Annotated in this window: 21 protein-coding genes and 1 other RNA gene; 3 read left to right on the top strand and 19 right to left on the bottom strand. The window is 48.4% G+C overall.

Annotated elements, in window-relative coordinates; all coding sequences use genetic code 11:
* Positions 1-20 precede the first annotated feature (20 nt).
* The 4 genes from alaS to pncC all read right to left on the bottom strand — a co-directional run bounded on the left by alaS (position 21) and on the right by pncC (position 4,891).
* Complete coding sequence (gene alaS / locus BCT27_RS13605; protein ID WP_102396026.1) at positions 21-2,603, bottom strand: alanine--tRNA ligase; 2,583 nt, start codon at positions 2,601-2,603, stop codon at positions 21-23.
* A 176-nt stretch (positions 2,604-2,779) separates the two neighbouring features.
* Positions 2,780-3,232 (bottom strand): regulatory protein RecX, encoded by a 453-nt coding sequence (locus tag BCT27_RS13600; RefSeq protein WP_026024722.1) that lies wholly within the window; start codon positions 3,230-3,232, stop codon positions 2,780-2,782.
* Positions 3,229-4,278 (bottom strand): recombinase RecA, encoded by a 1,050-nt coding sequence (gene recA / locus BCT27_RS13595; protein WP_017011856.1) that lies wholly within the window; start codon positions 4,276-4,278, stop codon positions 3,229-3,231. Before recA ends, BCT27_RS13600 begins: the two co-directional genes overlap by 4 nt.
* A 124-nt stretch (positions 4,279-4,402) precedes the next feature.
* The gene (pncC, locus tag BCT27_RS13590; protein WP_017017967.1) at positions 4,403-4,891 is read right to left on the bottom strand and encodes a nicotinamide-nucleotide amidase; all 489 of its coding nucleotides are present in this window, start codon (positions 4,889-4,891) and stop codon (positions 4,403-4,405) included.
* 151 nt (positions 4,892-5,042) lie between these two features.
* Between pncC and mutS the strand changes: the two genes are divergently transcribed.
* Positions 5,043-7,577, top strand: a complete 2,535-nt coding sequence (gene mutS, locus BCT27_RS13585) for a DNA mismatch repair protein MutS (RefSeq protein ID WP_198597565.1) — start codon at positions 5,043-5,045, stop codon at positions 7,575-7,577.
* Positions 7,578-7,700: 123 nt separating this feature from the next.
* Here mutS and rpoS read toward each other — a convergent pair whose 3' ends face one another.
* From rpoS to BCT27_RS13530, 10 genes are all read right to left on the bottom strand, one after another.
* Complete coding sequence (gene rpoS / locus BCT27_RS13580; protein WP_102318146.1) at positions 7,701-8,678, bottom strand: RNA polymerase sigma factor RpoS; 978 nt, start codon at positions 8,676-8,678, stop codon at positions 7,701-7,703.
* 54 nt (positions 8,679-8,732) lie between these two features.
* Entirely contained in the window at positions 8,733-9,635 is a 903-nt protein-coding gene (locus tag BCT27_RS13575; RefSeq protein WP_102318215.1) for a peptidoglycan DD-metalloendopeptidase family protein, read from the bottom strand.
* Between the two features lie 31 nt (positions 9,636-9,666).
* Entirely contained in the window at positions 9,667-10,287 is a 621-nt protein-coding gene (locus tag BCT27_RS13570; protein WP_017011851.1) for a protein-L-isoaspartate(D-aspartate) O-methyltransferase, read from the bottom strand.
* 11 nt (positions 10,288-10,298) lie between these two features.
* Positions 10,299-11,048: a 5'/3'-nucleotidase SurE gene (surE, locus tag BCT27_RS13565; RefSeq protein WP_102396024.1), complete on the bottom strand. Its 750-nt coding sequence runs from the start codon at positions 11,046-11,048 to the stop codon at positions 10,299-10,301.
* Positions 11,029-12,087: a tRNA pseudouridine(13) synthase TruD gene (gene truD / locus BCT27_RS13560; RefSeq protein ID WP_102396023.1), complete on the bottom strand. Its 1,059-nt coding sequence runs from the start codon at positions 12,085-12,087 to the stop codon at positions 11,029-11,031. Before truD ends, surE begins: the two co-directional genes overlap by 20 nt.
* Entirely contained in the window at positions 12,080-12,562 is a 483-nt protein-coding gene (ispF, locus tag BCT27_RS13555) for a 2-C-methyl-D-erythritol 2,4-cyclodiphosphate synthase (RefSeq protein ID WP_026024721.1), read from the bottom strand. The genes truD and ispF overlap by 8 nt, the downstream gene beginning before the upstream one ends.
* Positions 12,563-12,582: 20 nt before the next feature.
* Positions 12,583-13,317 (bottom strand): 2-C-methyl-D-erythritol 4-phosphate cytidylyltransferase, encoded by a 735-nt coding sequence (gene ispD / locus BCT27_RS13550; RefSeq protein ID WP_102390587.1) that lies wholly within the window; start codon positions 13,315-13,317, stop codon positions 12,583-12,585.
* Between the two features lie 35 nt (positions 13,318-13,352).
* Positions 13,353-13,625: a cell division protein FtsB gene (gene ftsB, locus BCT27_RS13545; RefSeq protein ID WP_026024720.1), complete on the bottom strand. Its 273-nt coding sequence runs from the start codon at positions 13,623-13,625 to the stop codon at positions 13,353-13,355.
* Between the two features lie 284 nt (positions 13,626-13,909).
* The gene (locus BCT27_RS13535) at positions 13,910-14,416 is read right to left on the bottom strand and encodes a YbaK/EbsC family protein (RefSeq protein WP_074927951.1); all 507 of its coding nucleotides are present in this window, start codon (positions 14,414-14,416) and stop codon (positions 13,910-13,912) included.
* Between the two features lie 6 nt (positions 14,417-14,422).
* Positions 14,423-15,049, bottom strand: a complete 627-nt coding sequence (locus tag BCT27_RS13530) for a LysE/ArgO family amino acid transporter (protein ID WP_102396021.1) — start codon at positions 15,047-15,049, stop codon at positions 14,423-14,425.
* A gap of 176 nt (positions 15,050-15,225) precedes the next feature.
* Here BCT27_RS13530 and BCT27_RS13525 point away from each other — a divergent pair, with 176 nt between their 5' ends.
* Both BCT27_RS13525 and BCT27_RS13520 read left to right on the top strand, forming a co-directional pair.
* Entirely contained in the window at positions 15,226-16,119 is an 894-nt protein-coding gene (locus tag BCT27_RS13525; protein WP_102318152.1) for a LysR family transcriptional regulator ArgP, read from the top strand.
* 92 nt (positions 16,120-16,211) lie between these two features.
* Positions 16,212-16,910 carry an oxidative stress defense protein gene (locus BCT27_RS13520; protein WP_102396020.1) on the top strand — a complete coding sequence of 233 codons (699 nt, stop codon included), beginning with the start codon at positions 16,212-16,214 and terminating at the stop codon, positions 16,908-16,910.
* 88 nt (positions 16,911-16,998) lie between these two features.
* Here BCT27_RS13520 and serA read toward each other — a convergent pair whose 3' ends face one another.
* The 5 genes from serA to zapA form a co-directional block, all read right to left on the bottom strand.
* Positions 16,999-18,228, bottom strand: coding sequence for a phosphoglycerate dehydrogenase (gene serA, locus BCT27_RS13515; protein ID WP_017011840.1), 1,230 nt, complete (start codon positions 18,226-18,228; stop codon positions 16,999-17,001).
* 241 nt (positions 18,229-18,469) lie between these two features.
* Positions 18,470-19,123: a ribose-5-phosphate isomerase RpiA gene (rpiA, locus tag BCT27_RS13510; protein WP_017011839.1), complete on the bottom strand. Its 654-nt coding sequence runs from the start codon at positions 19,121-19,123 to the stop codon at positions 18,470-18,472.
* A 137-nt stretch (positions 19,124-19,260) separates the two neighbouring features.
* Entirely contained in the window at positions 19,261-19,863 is a 603-nt protein-coding gene (locus BCT27_RS13505; protein ID WP_102318154.1) for a 5-formyltetrahydrofolate cyclo-ligase, read from the bottom strand.
* 38 nt (positions 19,864-19,901) lie between these two features.
* A non-coding RNA gene (gene ssrS, locus BCT27_RS13500) (6S RNA) lies at positions 19,902-20,086 on the bottom strand.
* Positions 20,087-20,099: 13 nt separating this feature from the next.
* Positions 20,100-20,408, bottom strand: coding sequence for a cell division protein ZapA (gene zapA / locus BCT27_RS13495; RefSeq protein ID WP_017011837.1), 309 nt, complete (start codon positions 20,406-20,408; stop codon positions 20,100-20,102).
* Between the last annotated feature and the right edge of the window lie 23 nt (positions 20,409-20,431).

Raw genomic sequence — 20,431 nt, 5'->3', positions numbered from 1 at the left:
CCTTAGGCAGTCGTTTGCGCTTACAAGCGCTCCGCCAGCCAAGGCGTCACAGATTCAAGTGCGTTTGGCAATGCCGCTGCATCACTGCCGCCTGCTTGTGCCATATCAGGACGACCACCGCCCTTACCACCCACTTGCTGAGCAACCATGTTCACCAATTCGCCGGCTTTCACCTTGCCAATCAGGTCTTTAGTCACACCCGCAATTAACGCCACTTTGTCATCTGCAACGTTACCAAGGAAAACAACACCGCTACCCATTTGGTTTTTCAGGTCATCAACCATGGTGCGAAGTGCTTTGCTATCAGCGCCATCAAGCTTGCTGATAAGCACTTTAACGCCATTGATTTCAGTCACGTTATTGATGAGGCTTGCGCTCTCTTGTGCTGCGAGTTTCTCTTTCAGCTGCTGAATTTCTTTCTCCAGTGCTTTCGCACGGGTTTGAGATTCGCTTACCTTTTGTGAGAACTCTCGCTGCTGACGGTAGAACGCTTCTTCTGCGCCTTGGCCAGTAACCGCTTCGATACGACGTACACCCGCTGCGATACCGCCTTCAGACGTCAGTTTCAACATACCAATATCGCCAGTGCGGTTTGCGTGAGTACCACCACAAAGTTCAATAGAGAAATCGCCCATGGTCAATACGCGAACTTCATCGTCATATTTCTCACCAAACAGTGCCATTGCGCCTTTTGCTTTCGCAGCGTCAATGCCCATCAGCTCAGTCGACACATCATGGTTAAGACGAATTTGCTCGTTCACCATTTTCTCAACGGCACGTAGCTCTTCAGCTTTCACTGCTTCAAGGTGAGAGAAGTCAAAGCGTAGACCTTCAGCACGCACCAAAGATCCTTTCTGTTGAACGTGGTCACCGAGAATAATGCGCAGTGCTTCATGCAACAAGTGCGTTGCTGAGTGGTTCAGCGCAATCGCTTGGCGACGCTCAGCATTCACTTTCGCGTCAACGTTATCGCCAACAGACAAGGTACCGTCTACCAACTTACCGCGGTGGCCGATCGCTGATCCGTACTTTTGCGTGTCGACAACCTCGAACTTACCCGCTTCCGTCATTAGGAAACCGGCATCACCACACTGACCACCTGATTCTGCATAGAATGGTGTTTGGTCAAGAATGATGACCGCTTCGTCAGACGTCGCAAGCGCTTCGGTCGACATGCCGTCAACAAAGATATCGGTAATAAGGCCGTTACCTTGCGTTTCGCCGTAACCGGTAAACGCAGAACTGTTGTCTACTTTGATAACCGCGTTGTAGTCAGTACCAAATTGGCCAGCTTCGCGCGCACGCTGACGCTGTGCTTCCATCGCAACTTCAAAGCCTTCTTCATCAATCGACAAATTGCGCTCACGAGCAACGTCGTTGGTCAGATCCGCTGGGAAGCCGTATGTATCGTAAAGCTTAAAGACGGTTTCGCCATCAAGCACATCGCCTTCCAAGTTTTCAAGTGCTTCATTAAGCATGGCCATGCCGCGCTCAAGTGTACGACCGAAGTTCTCTTCTTCAATCTTTATCACTTTCTCAACCAATGCTTGCTGTTTCTTCAACTCTTCGCCAGCGGTACCCATGATCTCTGCCAATGGACCAACAAGCTTGTAGAAGTAAGAACCTTTCGCGCCAAGCTTGTTTCCGTGACGAACTGCACGACGAATGATACGACGCAGTACATAGCCACGGCCTTCATTTGACGGCATCACACCATCAACAATTAAGAACGCACAAGAGCGAATGTGGTCAGCAACAACGCGCAGGGATTGGTTAGACAAATCATCATAGCCAATCACGTCCGCCGCTGATTTAATCAACGTTTGGAAGATGTCGATTTCGTAGTTTGAGTGAACGCCCTGCATGATTGCAGCAATACGTTCAATACCCATACCGGTATCAACGGACGGCTTTGGCAGTGGTTCCATCGTGCCATCGGCTTGACGGTTGAACTGCATGAATACGTTGTTCCAGATCTCGATGTAACGATCGCCATCTTCTTCTGGTGAGCCTGGAGGACCACCCCAGATGTGATCGCCGTGATCATAGAAGATTTCAGTACATGGACCACATGGACCCGTGTCACCCATTTGCCAGAAGTTATCTGACTCAAAAGGTTTACCACCTTCTTTATCGCCAATGCGCACAATACGGTCTGCTGGAATGCCAATTTTTTCATTCCAAAGCGCGAAGGCTTCATCATCCGTTTCGTAAACCGTTACCATCAGTTTTTCTTTTGGTAGTTTCAAAACGTCAGTCAGAAATTCCCAAGCGTAGTTGATAGCATCTTCTTTGAAGTAGTCACCGAAGCTGAAGTTACCCAGCATTTCAAAGAAAGTGTGGTGACGGGCAGTGAAGCCCACGTTTTCCAGGTCGTTATGCTTACCACCGGCACGTACACAGCGTTGTGCTGAAGTTGCACGCGTATAGGCGCGTTTTTCAGCACCAAGGAAGCAATCTTTAAACTGGTTCATACCTGCGTTTGTAAACAACAGCGTCGGGTCGTTTGCAGGTACAAGCGATGAGCTAGGCACGATCTGGTGCCCTTTGCTTTCAAAGAATTCAAGATACGCTGTGCGGATCTCGTCGGTGCTCATGTACATTGGCTAATCCTGAAATTGGGGTTGTAGTAGCAACTAAATCGCTTTCGGTGCGATTGACTAGAGTCAGTTGAGAGCCATTGTAAACAACCTGACCAGTTGCGAAAAGAGGCGGAGAGAAGTTTGCGCGTCGTGTAAGGCGCTGTCAGGGTAGTTTTTTGCGTTTATTGATAGAGAAGTCAGTCAGAAGAGGATAACGCGTAGTTAATTTGGTCGAAGTTAAATCCGCGACTTTGTAAGTAACGCATCCACTTTGAACGTTGTTTGAAGTCTGCTTCCGGTAAGACACCGTCATAATCACCAAACCGACGCACCGCCAACTCTTTCGCAAGCGCGTACCAATCGTGTTGTTGATTTTCTTGTGCGGTTTCTAATAGCGGCGTTGAAATGCCTTTTCGTTTTGCATCAAAGCAAATGCGCTGCCAGCCATGTCCTTTTAGAACACCTTGCCGAAGCATACTCTCTGCGAAACGTTTGTCATCGATCCAACCATGATAAAAGCAGTGCTCTATGGCGGTATCAATGTCTTCAGGCGGGTACTGTTTCTGCGCCAATTTCTGACGTAGCTCCAGTTCTGAATGGTCACGGCGGGCCAACAGGCCCACCGCTTTTTCTCGTGCAGTTAAACTCAGAACGCTTCGCCTTCTGGCTGCTCTTCTTTATTTTTCGCGTCTTCTTCGCTCAACGTTGCGCTTTGTAGCAACATGTCGCGCAGTGTCTTATCAAGCTCTTTGGCTAGGTGCTGGTTTTCTTTCAGGAACTTACAAGAGTTCGCTTTACCTTGGCCAATCTTGTCGCCGTTGTAGCTATACCATGCACCGGCTTTCTCAACTAACTTGTGCTTAACGCCCAAGTCAATCAGTTCACCATAAAGGTTGATACCTTCACCGTACATGATTTGGAATTCTGCTTGTTTAAACGGTGCAGCAATCTTGTTCTTCACCACTTTAACACGCGTGTCGTTACCTACTATCTCGTCGCCTTCTTTGATAGAACCGATACGGCGAATATCAAGACGAACTGACGCGTAGAATTTCAGCGCGTTACCACCTGTGGTGGTTTCAGGGTTACCGAACATCACACCAATCTTCATACGGATTTGGTTAATGAAGATCATTAGTGTGTTGCTGTTTTTGATATTCGCAGTCAGCTTACGCATTGCTTGAGAAAGCATACGTGCTTGCAGACCCATGTGAGAGTCGCCCATCTCACCTTCGATTTCCGCTTTTGGCGTCAAAGCCGCGACGGAGTCAATGATGATAACGTCAACTGCACCTGAACGTGTCAGTGCATCTGCGATTTCAAGCGCTTGCTCACCGGTGTCAGGCTGAGAAACAAGAAGGTTATCGATATCAACGCCTAGCTTACGCGCATAAACAGGGTCTAGTGCGTGCTCCGCATCGATAAACGCACAGGTTTTACCTGCTTTTTGTGCTTCCGCGACCACTTGAAGTGTCAGGGTTGTTTTACCTGAAGACTCAGGGCCATAGATTTCAACAATACGACCGAATGGCAAGCCACCCGCTCCCAACGCGATATCCAGTGACAAAGAGCCAGTTGATACTGTTTCAATGTCCATGGTGCGATCATCGCCTAGACGCATGATCGATCCTTTACCGAATTGTTTTTCAATTTGGCCTAGGGCCGCGGCAAGCGCCTTCTGTTTGTTGTCGTCCATTTGATTCTCCAACGGAAGCAATATTCGTTCAGATAACTGTTCATCAATTGCTGCTAAGTATACTGTCCATTTATACAGTGTCTAGCCCTGTGCAAACTTTTTCTTTCCTTTCGTGTCACCGCTCTTATTTTTGGCTTTCTAAATAAGACTGCAAACGACATAAGCTATGGGCGATAGTATTGAAACGAATGACATGCCTGTCTCCGTCAAACAAACAGGTTTCAGTCACAACCCCTAATTTTGTCGCCCAACCAAAGCAGACTAAGCCAACGGGCTTATCGTCACTTCCACCGGTAGGGCCAGCAATACCACTCACGGCCAAGGCATAATCTGCGTTTGCCGCTTTCAATGCACCTGCCGCCATTTCAGCGACAACCTCTTCACTCACCGCACCGTGTGCCGCTAACGTTTCTTGCTTTACGCCGACCAGTTCATGTTTGGCATCATTGCTGTAGGTAACAAATGCGCGCTCGAACCATGCGGAGCTTCCCGCCACTTCTGTCAAAAAATATGAGATACCGCCACCCGTGCAAGATTCCGCCGTGGTCACCGTCTCGCCGGAAGCTTTCAGTCGCTCACCAACCTGCGTCGCCAGTTTAATTAATTGCTCCATCGTTCCCTCTATTGGCCTCATTTGCTCGCCATCGCAATAAGTATACTTTACCGCTTCGCAGCGATTCACGTATCCTTATTACCTAATCTCTATCCTTTGTAATTTTGCAGGCCAAACCGTGACAGAACAAGCAACAGCAAATCACACTCCGATGATGCAGCAATATCACAAACTAAAAGCGCAACATCCAGAAGAGCTTCTCTTCTATCGGATGGGTGATTTCTACGAGCTTTTCTATGACGACGCAAAACGCGCATCGCAATTACTCGATATCTCACTCACGAAACGCGGCGCGTCTGCAGGTGAGCCTATTCCGATGGCTGGCGTACCCTACCATTCTGTCGAAGGGTACCTCGCACGTCTGGTTCAGCTTGGAGAATCCGCCGCGATTTGTGAACAAATTGGCGATCCTGCCACCAGCAAAGGCCCAGTTGAGCGTCAGGTTGTCCGTATTATCACGCCGGGCACGGTCTCTGATGAAGCGTTATTGAATGAACGCGTCGATAACTTGCTGGCTGCAGTTTTCTCTCGCGGTGATCGTTTTGGTTACGCCACGCTAGATATCACCTCTGGTCGTTTTCTATTGAGTGAACCTTCAACCGAAGAAGAAATGGCCGCGGAACTGCAACGTACTCGCCCTGCCGAGTTACTTTATCCAGAAGATTTCACGCACCATACACTGACAGAGATGAGCAAAGGGAGTCGTCGTCGTCCCATTTGGGAATTCGACCTCGACACCGCAAAGCAGCAACTTAATCAACAGTTTGGCACGCGAGACTTAGTGGGTTTTGGTGTTGAAGATTGTAGTTTAGGTTTAGCTGCTGCGGGTTGCTTGATGCAATACATCAAAGACACCCAGCGCACTGCCCTGCCACACATTCGTTCTTTGGTAAAAGAAAACAAAGATCAATCGGTGATCTTAGATGCCGCGACGCGACGCAACCTCGAACTGACTCAAAACCTTTCTGGCGGTTTAGAGAACACCTTGGCATCCGTCCTCGATAAAACCACCACCGCCATGGGCAGCCGCCTGCTTAAACGCTGGTTGCATCAACCCATCAGAAACATCGAGATGGTGAATGACCGACTCGATGCGATTACAGCGCTGAAAGATTCGGGCCTCTATGTTGAACTTGCCGCCACTCTTCGCCCAGTGGGTGACATGGAGCGTATTTTGGCGCGTTTGGCGCTTCGCTCTGCACGCCCTCGCGACATGGCAAGATTACGTGGTGCCTTGCAACAGTTGCCAGACATAGAAACACTGCTCGATGAACTGACAGATAATGCGATCATCCCGCTAAAACAAGCCGCCACGCCCATGCCAGAACTGACGGCGTTGCTTGAGCGTGCCGTGGTTGAAGCACCACCCGTTGTAATCAGAGACGGAGGCGTTATCGCCCCAGGGTATAACGCAGAGCTGGATGAATGGCGTGAACTTGCGGATGGTGCAACCCGTTACCTTGATGAGCTTGAAAAGCGTGAGCGAGAGCGTCATGACATCGACACCTTAAAGGTCGGCTTCAATCAGGTTCATGGCTTCTTTATTCAAGTCAGTCGCGGACAAAGTCACCTTGTACCGCCATATTATGTTCGTCGTCAGACACTGAAAAATGCGGAACGCTACATCATCCCTGAATTGAAAGAGCATGAAGACAAAGTCCTCAATTCCAAGTCAAAAGCCCTCGCACTCGAGAAAAAGCTGTGGGAAGAGCTGTTCGACCAATTACTTCCGCATTTAGAAACGTTGCAACGTGCTGCTGATGCTCTTTCGTCAATGGATGTGCTTGCTAACCTTGCTGAACGTGCTGAGACGTTGAACTACTGCCGTCCAACACTGACAGACACGCGTGGAATCGACATTGCTGGCGGTCGTCACCCTGTTGTTGAACAAGTGCTCGATGCACCTTTCATTGCCAACCCAACGGTGCTGCATCCACGTCGCCGTATGTTGATCATTACAGGCCCTAACATGGGGGGTAAATCGACATATATGCGTCAAACGGCGCTGATTACCCTATTGGCGCATATTGGTTCTTATGTACCAGCGGAATCCGTCACCATGGGGCCCGTTGATCGCATCTTCACACGTATTGGCGCATCAGACGATCTCGCTTCTGGTCGCTCGACCTTTATGGTTGAAATGACCGAGACAGCAAGCATCCTTCACAACGCCACAGAAAACAGTTTGGTATTGATGGATGAAATTGGTCGGGGTACCAGTACTTATGATGGTCTTTCGTTAGCATGGGCAAGTGCAGAATGGTTGGCTGAAAGACTCAAAGCCATGACGTTATTCGCCACTCACTACTTTGAACTCACAGAGTTATCGGGTCAGGTTGATGGCCTAGTCAACGTCCACTTAGATGCCGTTGAGCACGGCGATGAGATTGCTTTCATGCATGCCGTTCAAGAAGGTGCAGCAAGCAAATCATATGGTCTTGCAGTGGCAAGTTTAGCCGGTGTACCGAAAACCGTCATTCAGCGTGCGAAGAACAAACTTCGTCAGCTTGAAGCAAGCGGGCATGAAGTCGTAACCGGTGAGCAAAGCCATGTACCTGCAACGCAACTTTCATTGCTGCCAGAATTGAGCGAGATGGAAAAAGCGTTTGCTGACATTGACCCAGACAACCTAACACCTCGTCAGGCACTCGATGCGCTTTACATGCTAAAAGCCATTAGCGGATAAAGACACCAAATCGCAGGCAAAAAAAAGCCCCAAATAAAGGGGCTTTTTTGCGAACACATAAATGTGCTTAAACAATGTTTTGGCGCAGTGTTCGCAACCTCTCTAACATAAAGTTCGGACTGCTTAGTGCTCAGTATTGAACAACGATTCGATGTTCAAACCTTGGTGCGTAAGCATGTCACGAAGACGCCTGAGACCCTCAACCTGAATTTGACGAACGCGTTCACGTGTCAAACCAATCTCACGACCTACGTCTTCTAACGTTGACGCTTCATGGCCCAATAGGCCAAAGCGACGCGCTAGTACTTCACGTTGTTTCGGGTTTAGTTCTTGTAACCAATGCACGATAGACTTCTTCATGTCATCGTCTTGTGTTGTGCTCTCTGGGCCACCTTCTTTCTCATCAGGGATGATATCAAGAAGTGCTTTTTCAGAGTCACCGCCGATAGGGTTATCGACCGAACTAATACGTTCGTTAAGACGAAGCATACGGTTCACATCTTCGACTGGCTTATCCAGTTGAAATGCGATGTCTTCTGCAGTTGGTTCGTGATCGAGCTTCTGTGCAAGTTCACGTGCAGTACGCAGGTAAACATTCAGCTCTTTCACAACATGAATAGGCAGACGAATGGTACGCGTCTGATTCATGATTGCACGTTCGATTGTCTGGCGGATCCACCATGTCGCATACGTTGAAAAACGGAACCCACGTTCTGGGTCAAACTTTTCAACTGCGCGGATAAGACCAAGATTACCTTCTTCAACCAGATCAAGCAGAGCGAGACCACGGTTTGAATAACGGCGAGAGATCTTAACCACTAAACGCAAGTTACTTTCGATCATGCGTTTGCGAGCAGCTTCATCACCACGCAATGCGCGTCGTGCATATAGGACTTCTTCTTCCGCCGTAAGCAGAGGAGAATAACCAATTTCGCTAAGGTAGAGTTGCGTTGCATCCAAAGCTTTGGATGATGCCGCGAAGGATACGGATTCTTCAGCTTCTTCGGTTGTTTCAACCTCAGCGTCAGTTTCAATTTGTTCCATTTCAGCTTCGTCGACTACCAAGTCCTCGACTTTCTTTGCAGTATTATTCTGACTCATAGCGCCTCCCAATTTGGCGTAGCAAGCAAGACAGTACAGCAAAACTGTCACGGTTTACCGTTTGGGCAAGTACCTCAACGGATTAACCGATTTTCCCTTATAACGTATCTCAAAGTGCAACCGGACACTGTTCGTACCAGAGCTACCCATCGAAGCTATTTTTTGCCCCTTCTTGACGCTCTGTCGTTCCGAAACAAAAATGCGGTCGTTGTGTGCATAGGCGCTTAGATAATCATCGTTATGTTTAATGATAATTAAATTGCCATATCCACGTAACGCGTTGCCCGCATAAACAACCTTTCCACCACCTGATGCATGGATGCTTTGTCCTCGCTTGCCGGCGATATCGATACCTTTATTCCCTAATTCAGAACTAGAGAAACCAGAGATGACGCGTCCGCGAGCAGGCCATTGCCAAGAAATCGCTTGTTGCGTTTCAGGCTTGTTAGCAGCTTTTTCAACAGATGGTTTATTTTTTGTTACAGGTTGACTGTACTCCTTCGCTTTTTGCTGTTCAACCGATTTCTTGTTCTGAGAACTGGTTCCAGACTTAATTTGCGGAGCGTTTTTTTGATTCTTTTCTGCTGACTTAGACGATGATGCTGTTACGGGTATTGGTGGCGGTGCAGCCGGTACAATGGGTACTACGGGTACCTGAGACTTCTTGCCATACGTAGGCGGGACGTACTTTTGCTTCCATAAGTTTAGCTTTTGGCCGGGGAAGATGGTGTACGGTTGTTTGAGGTTGTTTGCACTAATAATTTCTTTTACATCTCTGGCCGTGACGTATGCAATATAGTACAGGGTGTCGCCTTTCTGGACCTCATAATAGCTGCCTCTAAAGCTTCCGCGTTCAATTTCACCATAGTCAGGTCCGACACTCGAAACAGGTGCCGGACTTGAAACTGTACAAGCGGTGAGAAATGCTAACAATGAAAGAAAAACTAGAACTTTCAACTGAATTGAAACCCCAACCACTTGACGATACCTAAGCCAAATCACCAGCGACAAGTGGGACGAAACGCACAGCTTCAATTGCTGTTGTTTCAAACTCATCGCCATTACGCATTACTTTGTACAAAACTTGTTCTGTTTCACCAACAGGTACGATCAATGTCCCACCGTCGGCGAGTTGCTCACACAGCGCTTTAGGCATGCTTGCTGCAGCCGCTGTCACAATGATTGCATCAAAAGGACCTTTGCTTGCCCATCCCTGCCAGCCATCACCGTGCTTGGTAGAAATATTGTAAAGCTCAAATTGTTTAAAACGGCGCTTAGCAACCATTTGTAGCTGCTTAATTCGCTCCACAGAATAAACATGCTCAACCAGTTGCGCTAGCACACATGTCTGAAAGCCCGATCCTGTTCCTACTTCGAGTACACGACTGCTATGTGTCAGATTTAACAACTCTGTCATCTTTGCCACAATGTAGGGCTGAGAGATAGTCTGTCCAAAACCAATGGGTAAGGCATTGTTGTCGTAGGCTTGATGCGCCATCGCTTCAGAGACAAACACATGACGAGGTAGACGGCTGATAGCATCGAGCACGTTTGCGTCAGTGATCCCTTGTTGTTGCAATAGTTGAATAAGTGAATGCGAATAATTCACTAATAATATCCTTAGTTATTCGTCGTAACGCTAACCCATTGCGACAACGCATCCAAGGTATCATGCGCTGTTAAATCGACTTGTAGGGGTGTTAAAGAGACACATTTATTTTCAATGGCATAGAAATCAGTGCCGGGGCCTGCATCTTGCGTTGCACCTGGTGGGCCAATCCATAAGATATCCTGACCTCTAGGGTCTTTCTCTCGGATCATACCTTCAGCACGGTGCCTAGCACCCAGACGAGTCACTTGCCAGCCTTGAAGTTCATCCCACGTGCAGTCAGGCACGTTAATGTTCAAAATTCGGTTACGTGGCAAGGGCTGCGTTTTATCACCTAGCACCACTTTCTTAACCACTTCAGCCGCCGTCGCAAAGTGTGTAGACCCACACAGTGAAACAGCAATCGCGGGTGCGCCAAGAAAGAAGCCTTCTGTCGCCGCGGCTACAGTGCCTGAATAGAGCACGTCATCACCGAGGTTCGCGCCATGGTTAATGCCCGCAATCACGAAGTCGACGTCTTCTTTAACCAACTCGTTAAGCGCAATGTGCACGCTGTCTGTCGGCGTGCCTTGCACAGCGTAGCGACGCTCTCCCACCTGGCGCATGCGAAGCGGGTATTCAAGCGTTAATGAGTTGGACGCACCCGAACGGTTACGATCTGGCGCAACCACTGTCACCATTGCGATCTCTGACAGAGCATCTGCCAGAACATTAATCCCTTCGGCAAACACGCCATCATCATTACTGATCAGAATGTGCATCGAATTCTTCATCCATTGATTCCTCAATCACTTCTCGCATGACTGCTGTCGCAAAGCTACCTGCAGGCAATGAGAATGAGACTGTTAACGTGTCTTTTTCACACATCCATTCCATTTCTTGCGGAAACAACATCAGTGCACGGCGGTCGTGGCGCATGCGGTTGCTGCGAATAACCGCCAGCAAATCAGGTTCCTGATCAATGATGTTTTGCTCAAATTTTCGCGCATCGGCTTCTGTCGGTAACGCGTTGTCACCGGTCATTGGGCCTGAAATTAGCCAATGGCCTTTCTCAAGCAGCTCGGTCGCTTTGTCAGTGTCTAACACCAACTTAAGGTGTTCAGTATCATCAATCAGCATATCGCCACGCATCGGCGTGTGCGTCATGCCTTGCTCAATACGAGCTGACAACACTTGGTTGAACATATATGAGCGTGCAGCAGACAAATAGAAGCTGCGCTTGCTTTTGTCACGGACACGGAATTTATCTTGTCCCCATTCGCGGGCAGAAACGACGTTGTTACCATTGCGGCCAAATCGCTGGCTGCCAAAATAGTTTGGTACACCTTTGTCGCGAATGTTGCTTAGACGCGCGTCTATCGTTGCATCGCCAGTAAAATCTGTGATCACTAACGAGAAGCGGTTACCGATCAAATCACCAGGGCGCAATTTTTTGTCGTGACGCGTCGTTTCTAAAATCGCATCGACACCTTCATGGGTATCAACAAATTCCGTTAGATCTGGATCGTCTTGCCCTGGTAAGTGAACGCTAAACCATTGTTCGGTAACAGCGTGGCGATCTTTGAGACCCGCCCAGCTCACATCACGAGATTTCACCCCACACGCTTTTGCCAGTTCATTGGCAACGTACTTGGTGTTTTCACCAATTTTACGAATGCGAACAAGAAAATGCTCACCGTGACCGGCAGGGGTAAAATCAAGAGTTTCACTGACAAAAAAGTGTTCAGGTTGGGCTTTTAAACGACCTGTCGCTGTGGGTTTACCATGTTGGTAAGCCAGCGAGTGCATTACATCAGTCATAGGATTCCTTGCGGATAATGACTACCGCTTCACAAGCAATGCCCTCTTTTCGGCCAGTAAAGCCAAGGCGCTCCGTGGTAGTCGCTTTCACATTAATATTGCTGATGTCCGTTTCGAGGTCTTGCGCGATAGCCGCACACATTGCATCAATGTGCGGTGCCATTTTTGGCGCTTGCGCCATGATGGTCACGTCAAGGTTACCGAGAATGTATCCTTTCGCTTTCACTTTTGCGTAAACGTCACGAAGTAGAAAACGGCTATCGGCCCCTTTCCACTCCGCGTCTGTATCAGGGAAATGGCGACCTATATCGCCTGCAGCAATGGCACCTAGCAATGCATCACACACTGCGTGTAGTGCAACATCACCGTCAGAATGCGCAATCAAACCTTGCTCATAAGGCACTGCGACACCGCCAATAATGACCGGGCCTTCACCACCAAACTTGTGAACGTCAAAACCGTGTCCAATACGCATCATAATTTGTCCTCTCTATCTCAACCCTGTGCAGCACGTTGTGTTAGGAAAAACGCGGCTAATGCCAAATCTTCAGGTTGAGTGACTTTAATGTTATCTGCATGCCCCACCACTAATTTCGGTGAGCCACCCGCAAACTCAATGGCGGACGCTTCATCGGTTACCGCGAGAGAACGTGCAAGCGCAGATTCCAACGCTGTAAACAGGGACTCACGCTTAAACATCTGCGGCGTCAAGGCATGCCAAAGTTGTTCACGGCACACAGTGCTATCAACACCGTTTTCGCGATTACCACGTTTCATAGTGTCACGCACCGGACTGGCTAATAGCGCGCCGTCTTCATGTTCTGTTGCTGCCAAGATGAGCGCATCAATATCCTCGTGACGAACACAAGGCCTGGCTGCATCATGCACCATCACCCATGTTGCATTCGTCACTTTCAGGCCTGCAAGTACAGAATCCGCGCGTTCTCTACCGCCCGTTGTCACAATCACACGTTCATCATTCACTAATGACGTGTCTTGGAAATATTCGTCTTCCGCACCAATAGCAACAACCACTTGAGAGATAGATGGGTGCGCCAACAAATAGTGCACCGTATGCTCAAGCAGGGTTTTGTCATTGATAGTGAGGTATTGTTTCGGGCAAGCGGCACGCATGCGCTTTCCTACCCCTGCGGCAGGCACAATCGCTACCACGTCAGATACGGGAGTGTGTGACGCACGCGCTTTTTCATCACTGGCCGGGGTATTCATGATTCTCTTCGTTTTTGTGTAAAGGCGGGCGAGGGTTAATCGTTGACGATACGGAAGAAGGTTTCTCCCGGTTTGATCATTCCCAGCTCATTGCGAGCTCGCTCTTCAATCGCTTCTTGCCCGCGTTTGAGATCGGCGATTTCTGCATACATCTGTTGATTGCGTTGGTGGAGTTTGTCATTCGCTTGAATGGCCAATTCAGACACAGCGCTCACTTCGAGGTAATCCGTCATGCCGTTCTTGCCCCACCACAAGTGATACTGAAGCCAACCAAATAACACGAATAAGCTGAGTGTTAACATTCGCACTGGATTGACCTCCCTACGTCACCTGCACATGGTTTATCGAATGATGCGCTAATACAGAAATATTCTTCAATAGTAGTCAGTAATAATCCCACATTCGCCTCTTTCACACCAGCAATGGCAAAGACAATCATGCAGATATCAACAAATTGGACACTCTGGCTCACGCTGAGGTCAGGCATTCTTTGCGGGATAAAGGAGGAGAGGAAGAAATCGATAGCCGTGTCGCGTGTAATGCATACGTTATTAGAGGCTCCTATCGTGACGAAAGCATAACCCATTGAGGGTTAGTGACTTTCCACTACAGGTAAACGCAAAATACGGTTAGGGAGTGCATCGAGTAAAGCCATTAAATTGGCGGCAGGAAACGCAAAAGTGAACTCAGGCAATCCCGGTGTGTACATCAGTGACTCAAAGGTCAGCAGACTTTCATCCAAAATAACATGGATACTTTCTGGCAAGCCAAACGGACACACAGCCCCCGGCACACAACCAATGGCCGCCATCATTTCATCATCAGACGCAATGGAAGGACGTTGCCCCATCAGTGCCTTCACACGTTTAGCGTCTAAACGTGCGTTTTTGTGCGTAAGAAGCAGTGCAAAATCGCCGGACTTAAAACGAAGAAACAAACTCTTGGTGGGCATTGCCGTCCAGCCTAAACGCTCCCCGACCCTTAGATCAGTGTCAAAATCTAAGATAGGCTCATGCTGCCACTGCTCGTACGTTACGCCACACGCTTTCATGAGCGATACGTTACGCTGGAAAATGTCCTTGAGCGTTTCTTGGTTCATTCCTTGTCACCCCGCTAACCATTTTTGCATCAATAAGAACGCGACGTAGAGCATCATCGCTGCCACCAACATATCAATCGCTTGACGAACACGTGGGCGTGACAGTACAGGCGACATTTTCGCCGCGCCTAAAGAAATACCATAAAACCACACAAAAGACGCGAGCACCGTGCCTATTGCAAACGCGATACGCTGAGAAGGCTCAAACTGACCGCCAATCGACCCTAAAACCACCACGGTATCAAGATACACATGAGGATTGAGAACAGTAACTGCAAGTGCACCGAGCACAACAGCGATCATACTTCTTCGACTAACATGATCTCCTTCTGGCATATCGTCTTTCTCACCTTTCCAAGCGCGATACAGTGATTGTAGAGCGTACGTCACGAGAAAAGCCACCCCGCCAATTGTGACAACATTCAGCAGCAACTCGTTGCTTGCCAGCATGGCACCGCCACCAAAGATCCCTAACGAAATCAAAATGGCATCGCAAAGAAAACAAATCGTCGCCGTCACGACATGGTGATGCCGACGTATTCCTTGGTTAAGCACATAGGCATTTTGTGCACCAATCGGAATGATCATACTCAGCCCTAAGCCGAACCCTTGGAGAATAATTGTACTGCTCATGAATCGTCATCCTTCTGACTTCGGCATTGACTGAAGCCACACGATAAGAGTGATGCTGATGTAAGTAAAACTAATAAATTTAATGCTACATTAGAGTGGCTAATAAAGATAAACATACCGCCATGCTTCTATAAGATCGCTAACCCGCATGGCTGACATATTCCAAGGACGCTAAAATGAAAGGACTCGATTACCGCTGGGTTGCCGCGCTGGATGCAGTTATCGCCAATGGCAGTTTTGAAAAAGCTGCAGATACACTTTTTATCACCCAGTCGGCGGTGTCTCAGCGCATCAAACAACTTGAAAAGCTGGTTGCACAGCCGGTTTTGATCAGAGAAAACCCGCCACAACCTACCGCCATTGGAAGAAAGTTACTTGGTCTTCACCAACGCGTTCAGCTTTTAGAGCAAGAGTTGATCCCAGAATTAATGCCTGAAGGCCAATCCAGTGCTGTTACCGTGCCCATTTCAACGAATGCCGACAGCCTCGCCACGTGGCTTTTACCTGCATTAACGCCGCTCATGAAAGCACAAGCGCTGGAACTTAGCTTGATTGTGGGTGATGAGGTGCGAAGCCTGAATCGGATCCGGTCAGGGGAAGCGGTCGTTGCCATCAGCACCGAACCTAACCCTCTGCATGGATGTTCAGCGCAGTACCTCGGGAAAATGGAATACTTGTGTGTATCTACACCAGAGTTCAAAGCGCGCTTTTTCCCAAATGGCATGAATGCAGAAACCGTGAGCAAAGCCCCAGCAGTGGTATTCGATCGCCTAGATGATATGCACACTCTGTTCGTTTCTGAGCGTTTCAATCTTCCTACCGTAGGCTGGCGTAGTCATATGGTTCGCTCATCTGAAGCGTTTGTGAAAATGGCGAAATTGGGCGTCGCCTACTGCTTGATTCCACGCCTTCAAATTGAGCAAGAGTTAAGCACGGGGGAACTTGTCGATCTGTGTCCGGGAGATGGCGTCACTCGCCAACTCTATTGGCATCACTTTAGTACCGAAGGTGGCGTGCTGGCAGACATGACGGAAGCATGCCTACGGTATGCGCGCAACGTGTTGGCATAATGTGCAACCGCCAACATCTTTTATCATCATCGGGATATTTTACCGAGAAACGTGGTCATACCGCTGACTCATCACTTAATGGAAGCATTTCAATGAAAAAGCATCTGATTGCTACACTGATTGGCGCGACTGTCGCGCTTTCTTCTCCTGTCGCTTCTGCAGCATCACCTGAGTTTCCGCATTTAGAAACAGTCGGGATTGGCGAAGTTGTCGTAACACCAGATACTGCAAACATTCAGGTTGCTGTTACGCTCACGCGCACGTCTGCAAAAGCGGCGAAGAAAGCCTCTGACGATGCCATCACTGCATTGCTCAACCGCCTCGACAAAATGGGGGTCGATAAGAAAGATGTTGAAAGCGCTAACTTGTCTTTGCAGCCTCAATACAGCTACCCAAAAAATGCTGAACCGAAGCTAACGGGCTACCGTGCAAGCCGCAACGTGTCAATCACGATTTCAGAGCTGACGACGTTGAACAGTATTCTTGATGGCGCACTGAGCGACGGTGTTAACCGTGTGAATGGCATTTCGTTCTCATCAAGTAAAGAAGCAGAACTGAAAGAAAAAGCCCGCATGGCAGCCATTCAGGATGCGAAAGCCAAGGCTGAATCACTCGCATCAGGTTTCGGCGAAACCCTAAACGGTGTTTGGGAGATACGTTACATGGATCAGAGCCCGACTCGTCCTGTCGCCATGCGCATGGCACAAGCAAAAAACGACAATGCGTCGTACATGGATGCAGAAATCACTGTTCGTGATCGCGTTGAAGTGGTGTTTGCTCTCGGTAAGTAACGCGTTCAACGGGCAGTAAAAAACTCAACGCATAAAAAGGCCGCTTTCGCGGCCTTTGGGCTGTTTGTTGGGGGAACAAACAAGTGAATCAGTGAAGAATACGTGAACGAAGTGTCCCTTCGATCGCTTTTAGCTTCTTAAGCGCCTTCTCTGAATGCTCAGTTTCGACGTCAATCACAACATAACCGTATTCAGCATTGGTTTGCAGGTACTGACCTGCGATGTTGATACCTTCCTCGGCAAAGATGGTGTTGATCTTTGTCAGGATGCCAGGTCTGTTTTCGTGAATATGAAGCAAACGCGATGTACCAGAATGCTCTGGGAGTGACACTTCAGGGAAGTTAACAGAAGACAGGGTTGAACCATTGTCTGAGTACTTCACCATCTTGCCGATCACTTCAATACCGATGTTTTCCTGCGCTTCATGCGTAGAACCACCGATGTGTGGCGTAAGGATCACGTTGTCATACGCTTGTAGCGGAGATTCAAAAGGGTCGCTGTTGGTTTTTGGTTCGGTTGGGAATACATCCACTGCCGCACCACCAATGTGACCGCTTTCAAGCGCACCACACAGTGCATCGATATCAACCACAGTGCCACGCGCTGCGTTAATGAAAATCGCGCCAGGTTTCATGCGAGCAAACTCTTCGCTGCCCATCATGTCTTGCGTTGAATCCGTTTCAGGCACGTGCAAAGTGATCACATCACTCTTGTTCAGCAGTTCTGACATCGACGCCACCTGGGTTGCGTTACCCAAAGACAGCTTGTTTTCAATGTCATAAAAGTAAACGCGCATACCAAGGTTTTCAGCCAAGATACCCAATTGCGTACCAATGTGACCGTAACCGATGATACCAAGGTTTTTACCACGCGCTTCGAATGAACGGTCTGCTGATTTGATCCAGTCGCCGCGGTGTGCTGCTGCGTTTTTGGCAGGAATGCCACGAAGCAGCAAAAGAATTTCACCCAATACTAATTCAGCAACGCTACGTGTATTGGAGAATGGGGCGTTAAAAACAGGAATACCACGCTTCGCTGCAGCAGTAAGATCAACTTGGTTGGTACCAATACAGAAGCAACCAACAGCAATAAGCTTCTTCGCTTTTTGGAAAACGTCTTCAGTGAGCTGAGTACGGGAGCGAATACCAACAAAATGAGCATCTTCAATGGCTTTCTCGAGCTCTTCGCCCGCTAATGAACCTTTGTGATATTCAATGTTGCTGTAACCAGCGCTTTGAAGCACTTCTAGAGCAGATGGGTGAACACCTTCAAGAAGAAGGATTTTTATTTTGTCTTTTTCAAGTGACACTTTAGCCATGGGAAATCTCATCCTTAAAAACAAAACCAGAACTAGAAAATCGGTTTTCGCCATCCAGATGGCATCAATTAGTGACTAAGGTAACAAAAAGTGTTCAGAAAGGGTAAGAATATTACGTCATATAGGCGAAAAAAAACGGTGCCAAAATAGCACCGCTAACTTATTGAGTTACTTAGACGCAAACGTTTGGCTAGACCATCAAAAAAAGTGGAAAGCTAAAGGCTTGCAAGCTAAAGATTTTTTAGCTTTTTACAACACCGTTTGGCGTGCCTTCGAGAACAACATCTGCACCACGGTTTGCAAAAAGACCCACAGTAACAACACCTGCAATAGCATTGATCTTGTCTTCTAGCGCCTTGGCATCCGTGATTTCAAGATTGTGTACATCAAGGATGACATTGCCGTTATCTGTGATGCAACCTTCGCGGTAGCAAGGATCACCACCCAATTTAACAAGCTCACGACCCACATATGAACGGGCCATCGGGATCACTTCAACAGGAAGCGGGAAACTTCCCATGACATCCACTTTCTTGGTGTCATCAATGATGCAAATAAATTTCTTAGAAATGGCCGCGACAATCTTTTCACGCGTCAGTGCTGCACCGCCGCCTTTGATCATATCGTTGGTTGGATTGATCTCATCCGCACCATCAACATAAATATCCAAGTACGCGACTTCGTTCGCATCAAACACAGGGATACCAATCTTCTCAAGACGCTCAGTAGAAGCGACAGAACTAGATACCGCGCCTTTGATTTGATCTTTCATTGTCTCTAGAGCATCAATGAAATGATTCACTGTTGAGCCAGTACCGACACCCACAATGCTGTCTTTCTCAACATATTCTAATGCAGCCCAGCCAGCCGCTTTTTTCATTTCATCCTGAGTCATGAGAGTCTCCTGCTAATTTGGATTCGTAGGGGAAATATGCTCGTGATTATACAGATAGCCACGCGCCACGCGCAGCTTTTTCAAGACGAAGATCACTTTCTGACAGGGTTTTAGGCGAAGAAAAAGGCGCGAAAAAACTACCACTCCCACACGCGAGATGGCGTCATTATTTTCGGTAGCGGGACATCCCATGCTTCAACGGGTAAGGCGTCAACTTGCTGGCAATCATGAGCGAGGCCAATGGGTTTAGCGCCCTGCTGTGCATTAAACCAAGGTGCTAATGTTCTGTCATAGTAACCGCCCCCCATGCCCAAGCGCTGCCCCGTTCTATCGAACGCCACGAGCGGAGTGCAAATCACATCAAGCCGATGCGCAGGCAGCACATCTCGCACGTCTAACTTAGGTTCTAAAATACCAAAGCGATTAGGCACAAGCTCTGTCTTAGGGTGGTAATGAAGAAACAGGAGGTTGCCTTTGCTGAACGGGTGAATCACAGGCAAATACACGTCTTTGTTCAAAGACCAGCAATGTTCGATCAGTGGCGTCGTATCCAATTCACCATCAACAGACAAATAGAGCGAAATCTTGCGCGCGCGCTGGACTTCATCGACAGATTGGAAGTGCGCGAGAAGATCGGCAGCAGCCTGGTGTTGTTGGTCTTGCGATAATGCTTGTCGCTTAGCGCGGGTAGATTTTCTCAACGCGGCGCGTTGAATCATCGAGGGGGATGTCTCTTGCATCGGCTGTCCTTGCCGTAAAGCGAGATGATGTAGAAAGGGATGGCCCCGGAGTGCCGTTGGGGATCGTCAGCCCTTGAACCCTGCGGTTCAAGGCGGATATGAAGAACAGACCGTAGGCTTCTCGGTACGAGCCGAGCTTGCTCAATAGCCCAATAACGACACATCCTTAAATTTGCTTATCGGCTCAGGGACATAGATCCACTGACGTACACTCCAGGGTCAAACGGGTGCAGCCCTTAGGCTTTCGACGCGCTGTGTTTTAACAACGCCTCTTCAATCGTTTGTTGTAACAGCATGATGCGCTGTTCCATTTCGCTAGTATCGCTAACGCTTTGCTTTCGTTCTTCACGAAGTTCATAGCAAAGGTTCAAAGCAGCGATGGTGAGCAGTTGCTCTGTATTCGTTACTTTAGTGCGCTCAGACAATTCATGCAACCGCTGATCAAAGTCATTTGCCGCCTCAGTAAGAGACTGCTCCTGACCTGCTGGGCAATTCACCCGCGTGGTTTTTCCAAGAATTTGAATTTCAACAGCCTGCGTAGTCATAATCTTTTTTGAGCTCCCTTCAA

Origin of the sequence: Enterovibrio norvegicus, from assembly GCF_002876705.1 — a bacterium.
Taxonomy (GTDB): Bacteria; Pseudomonadota; Gammaproteobacteria; order Enterobacterales; family Vibrionaceae; genus Enterovibrio; species Enterovibrio norvegicus_B.
This window is presented reverse-complemented; position numbering and strand designations above follow the sequence as displayed.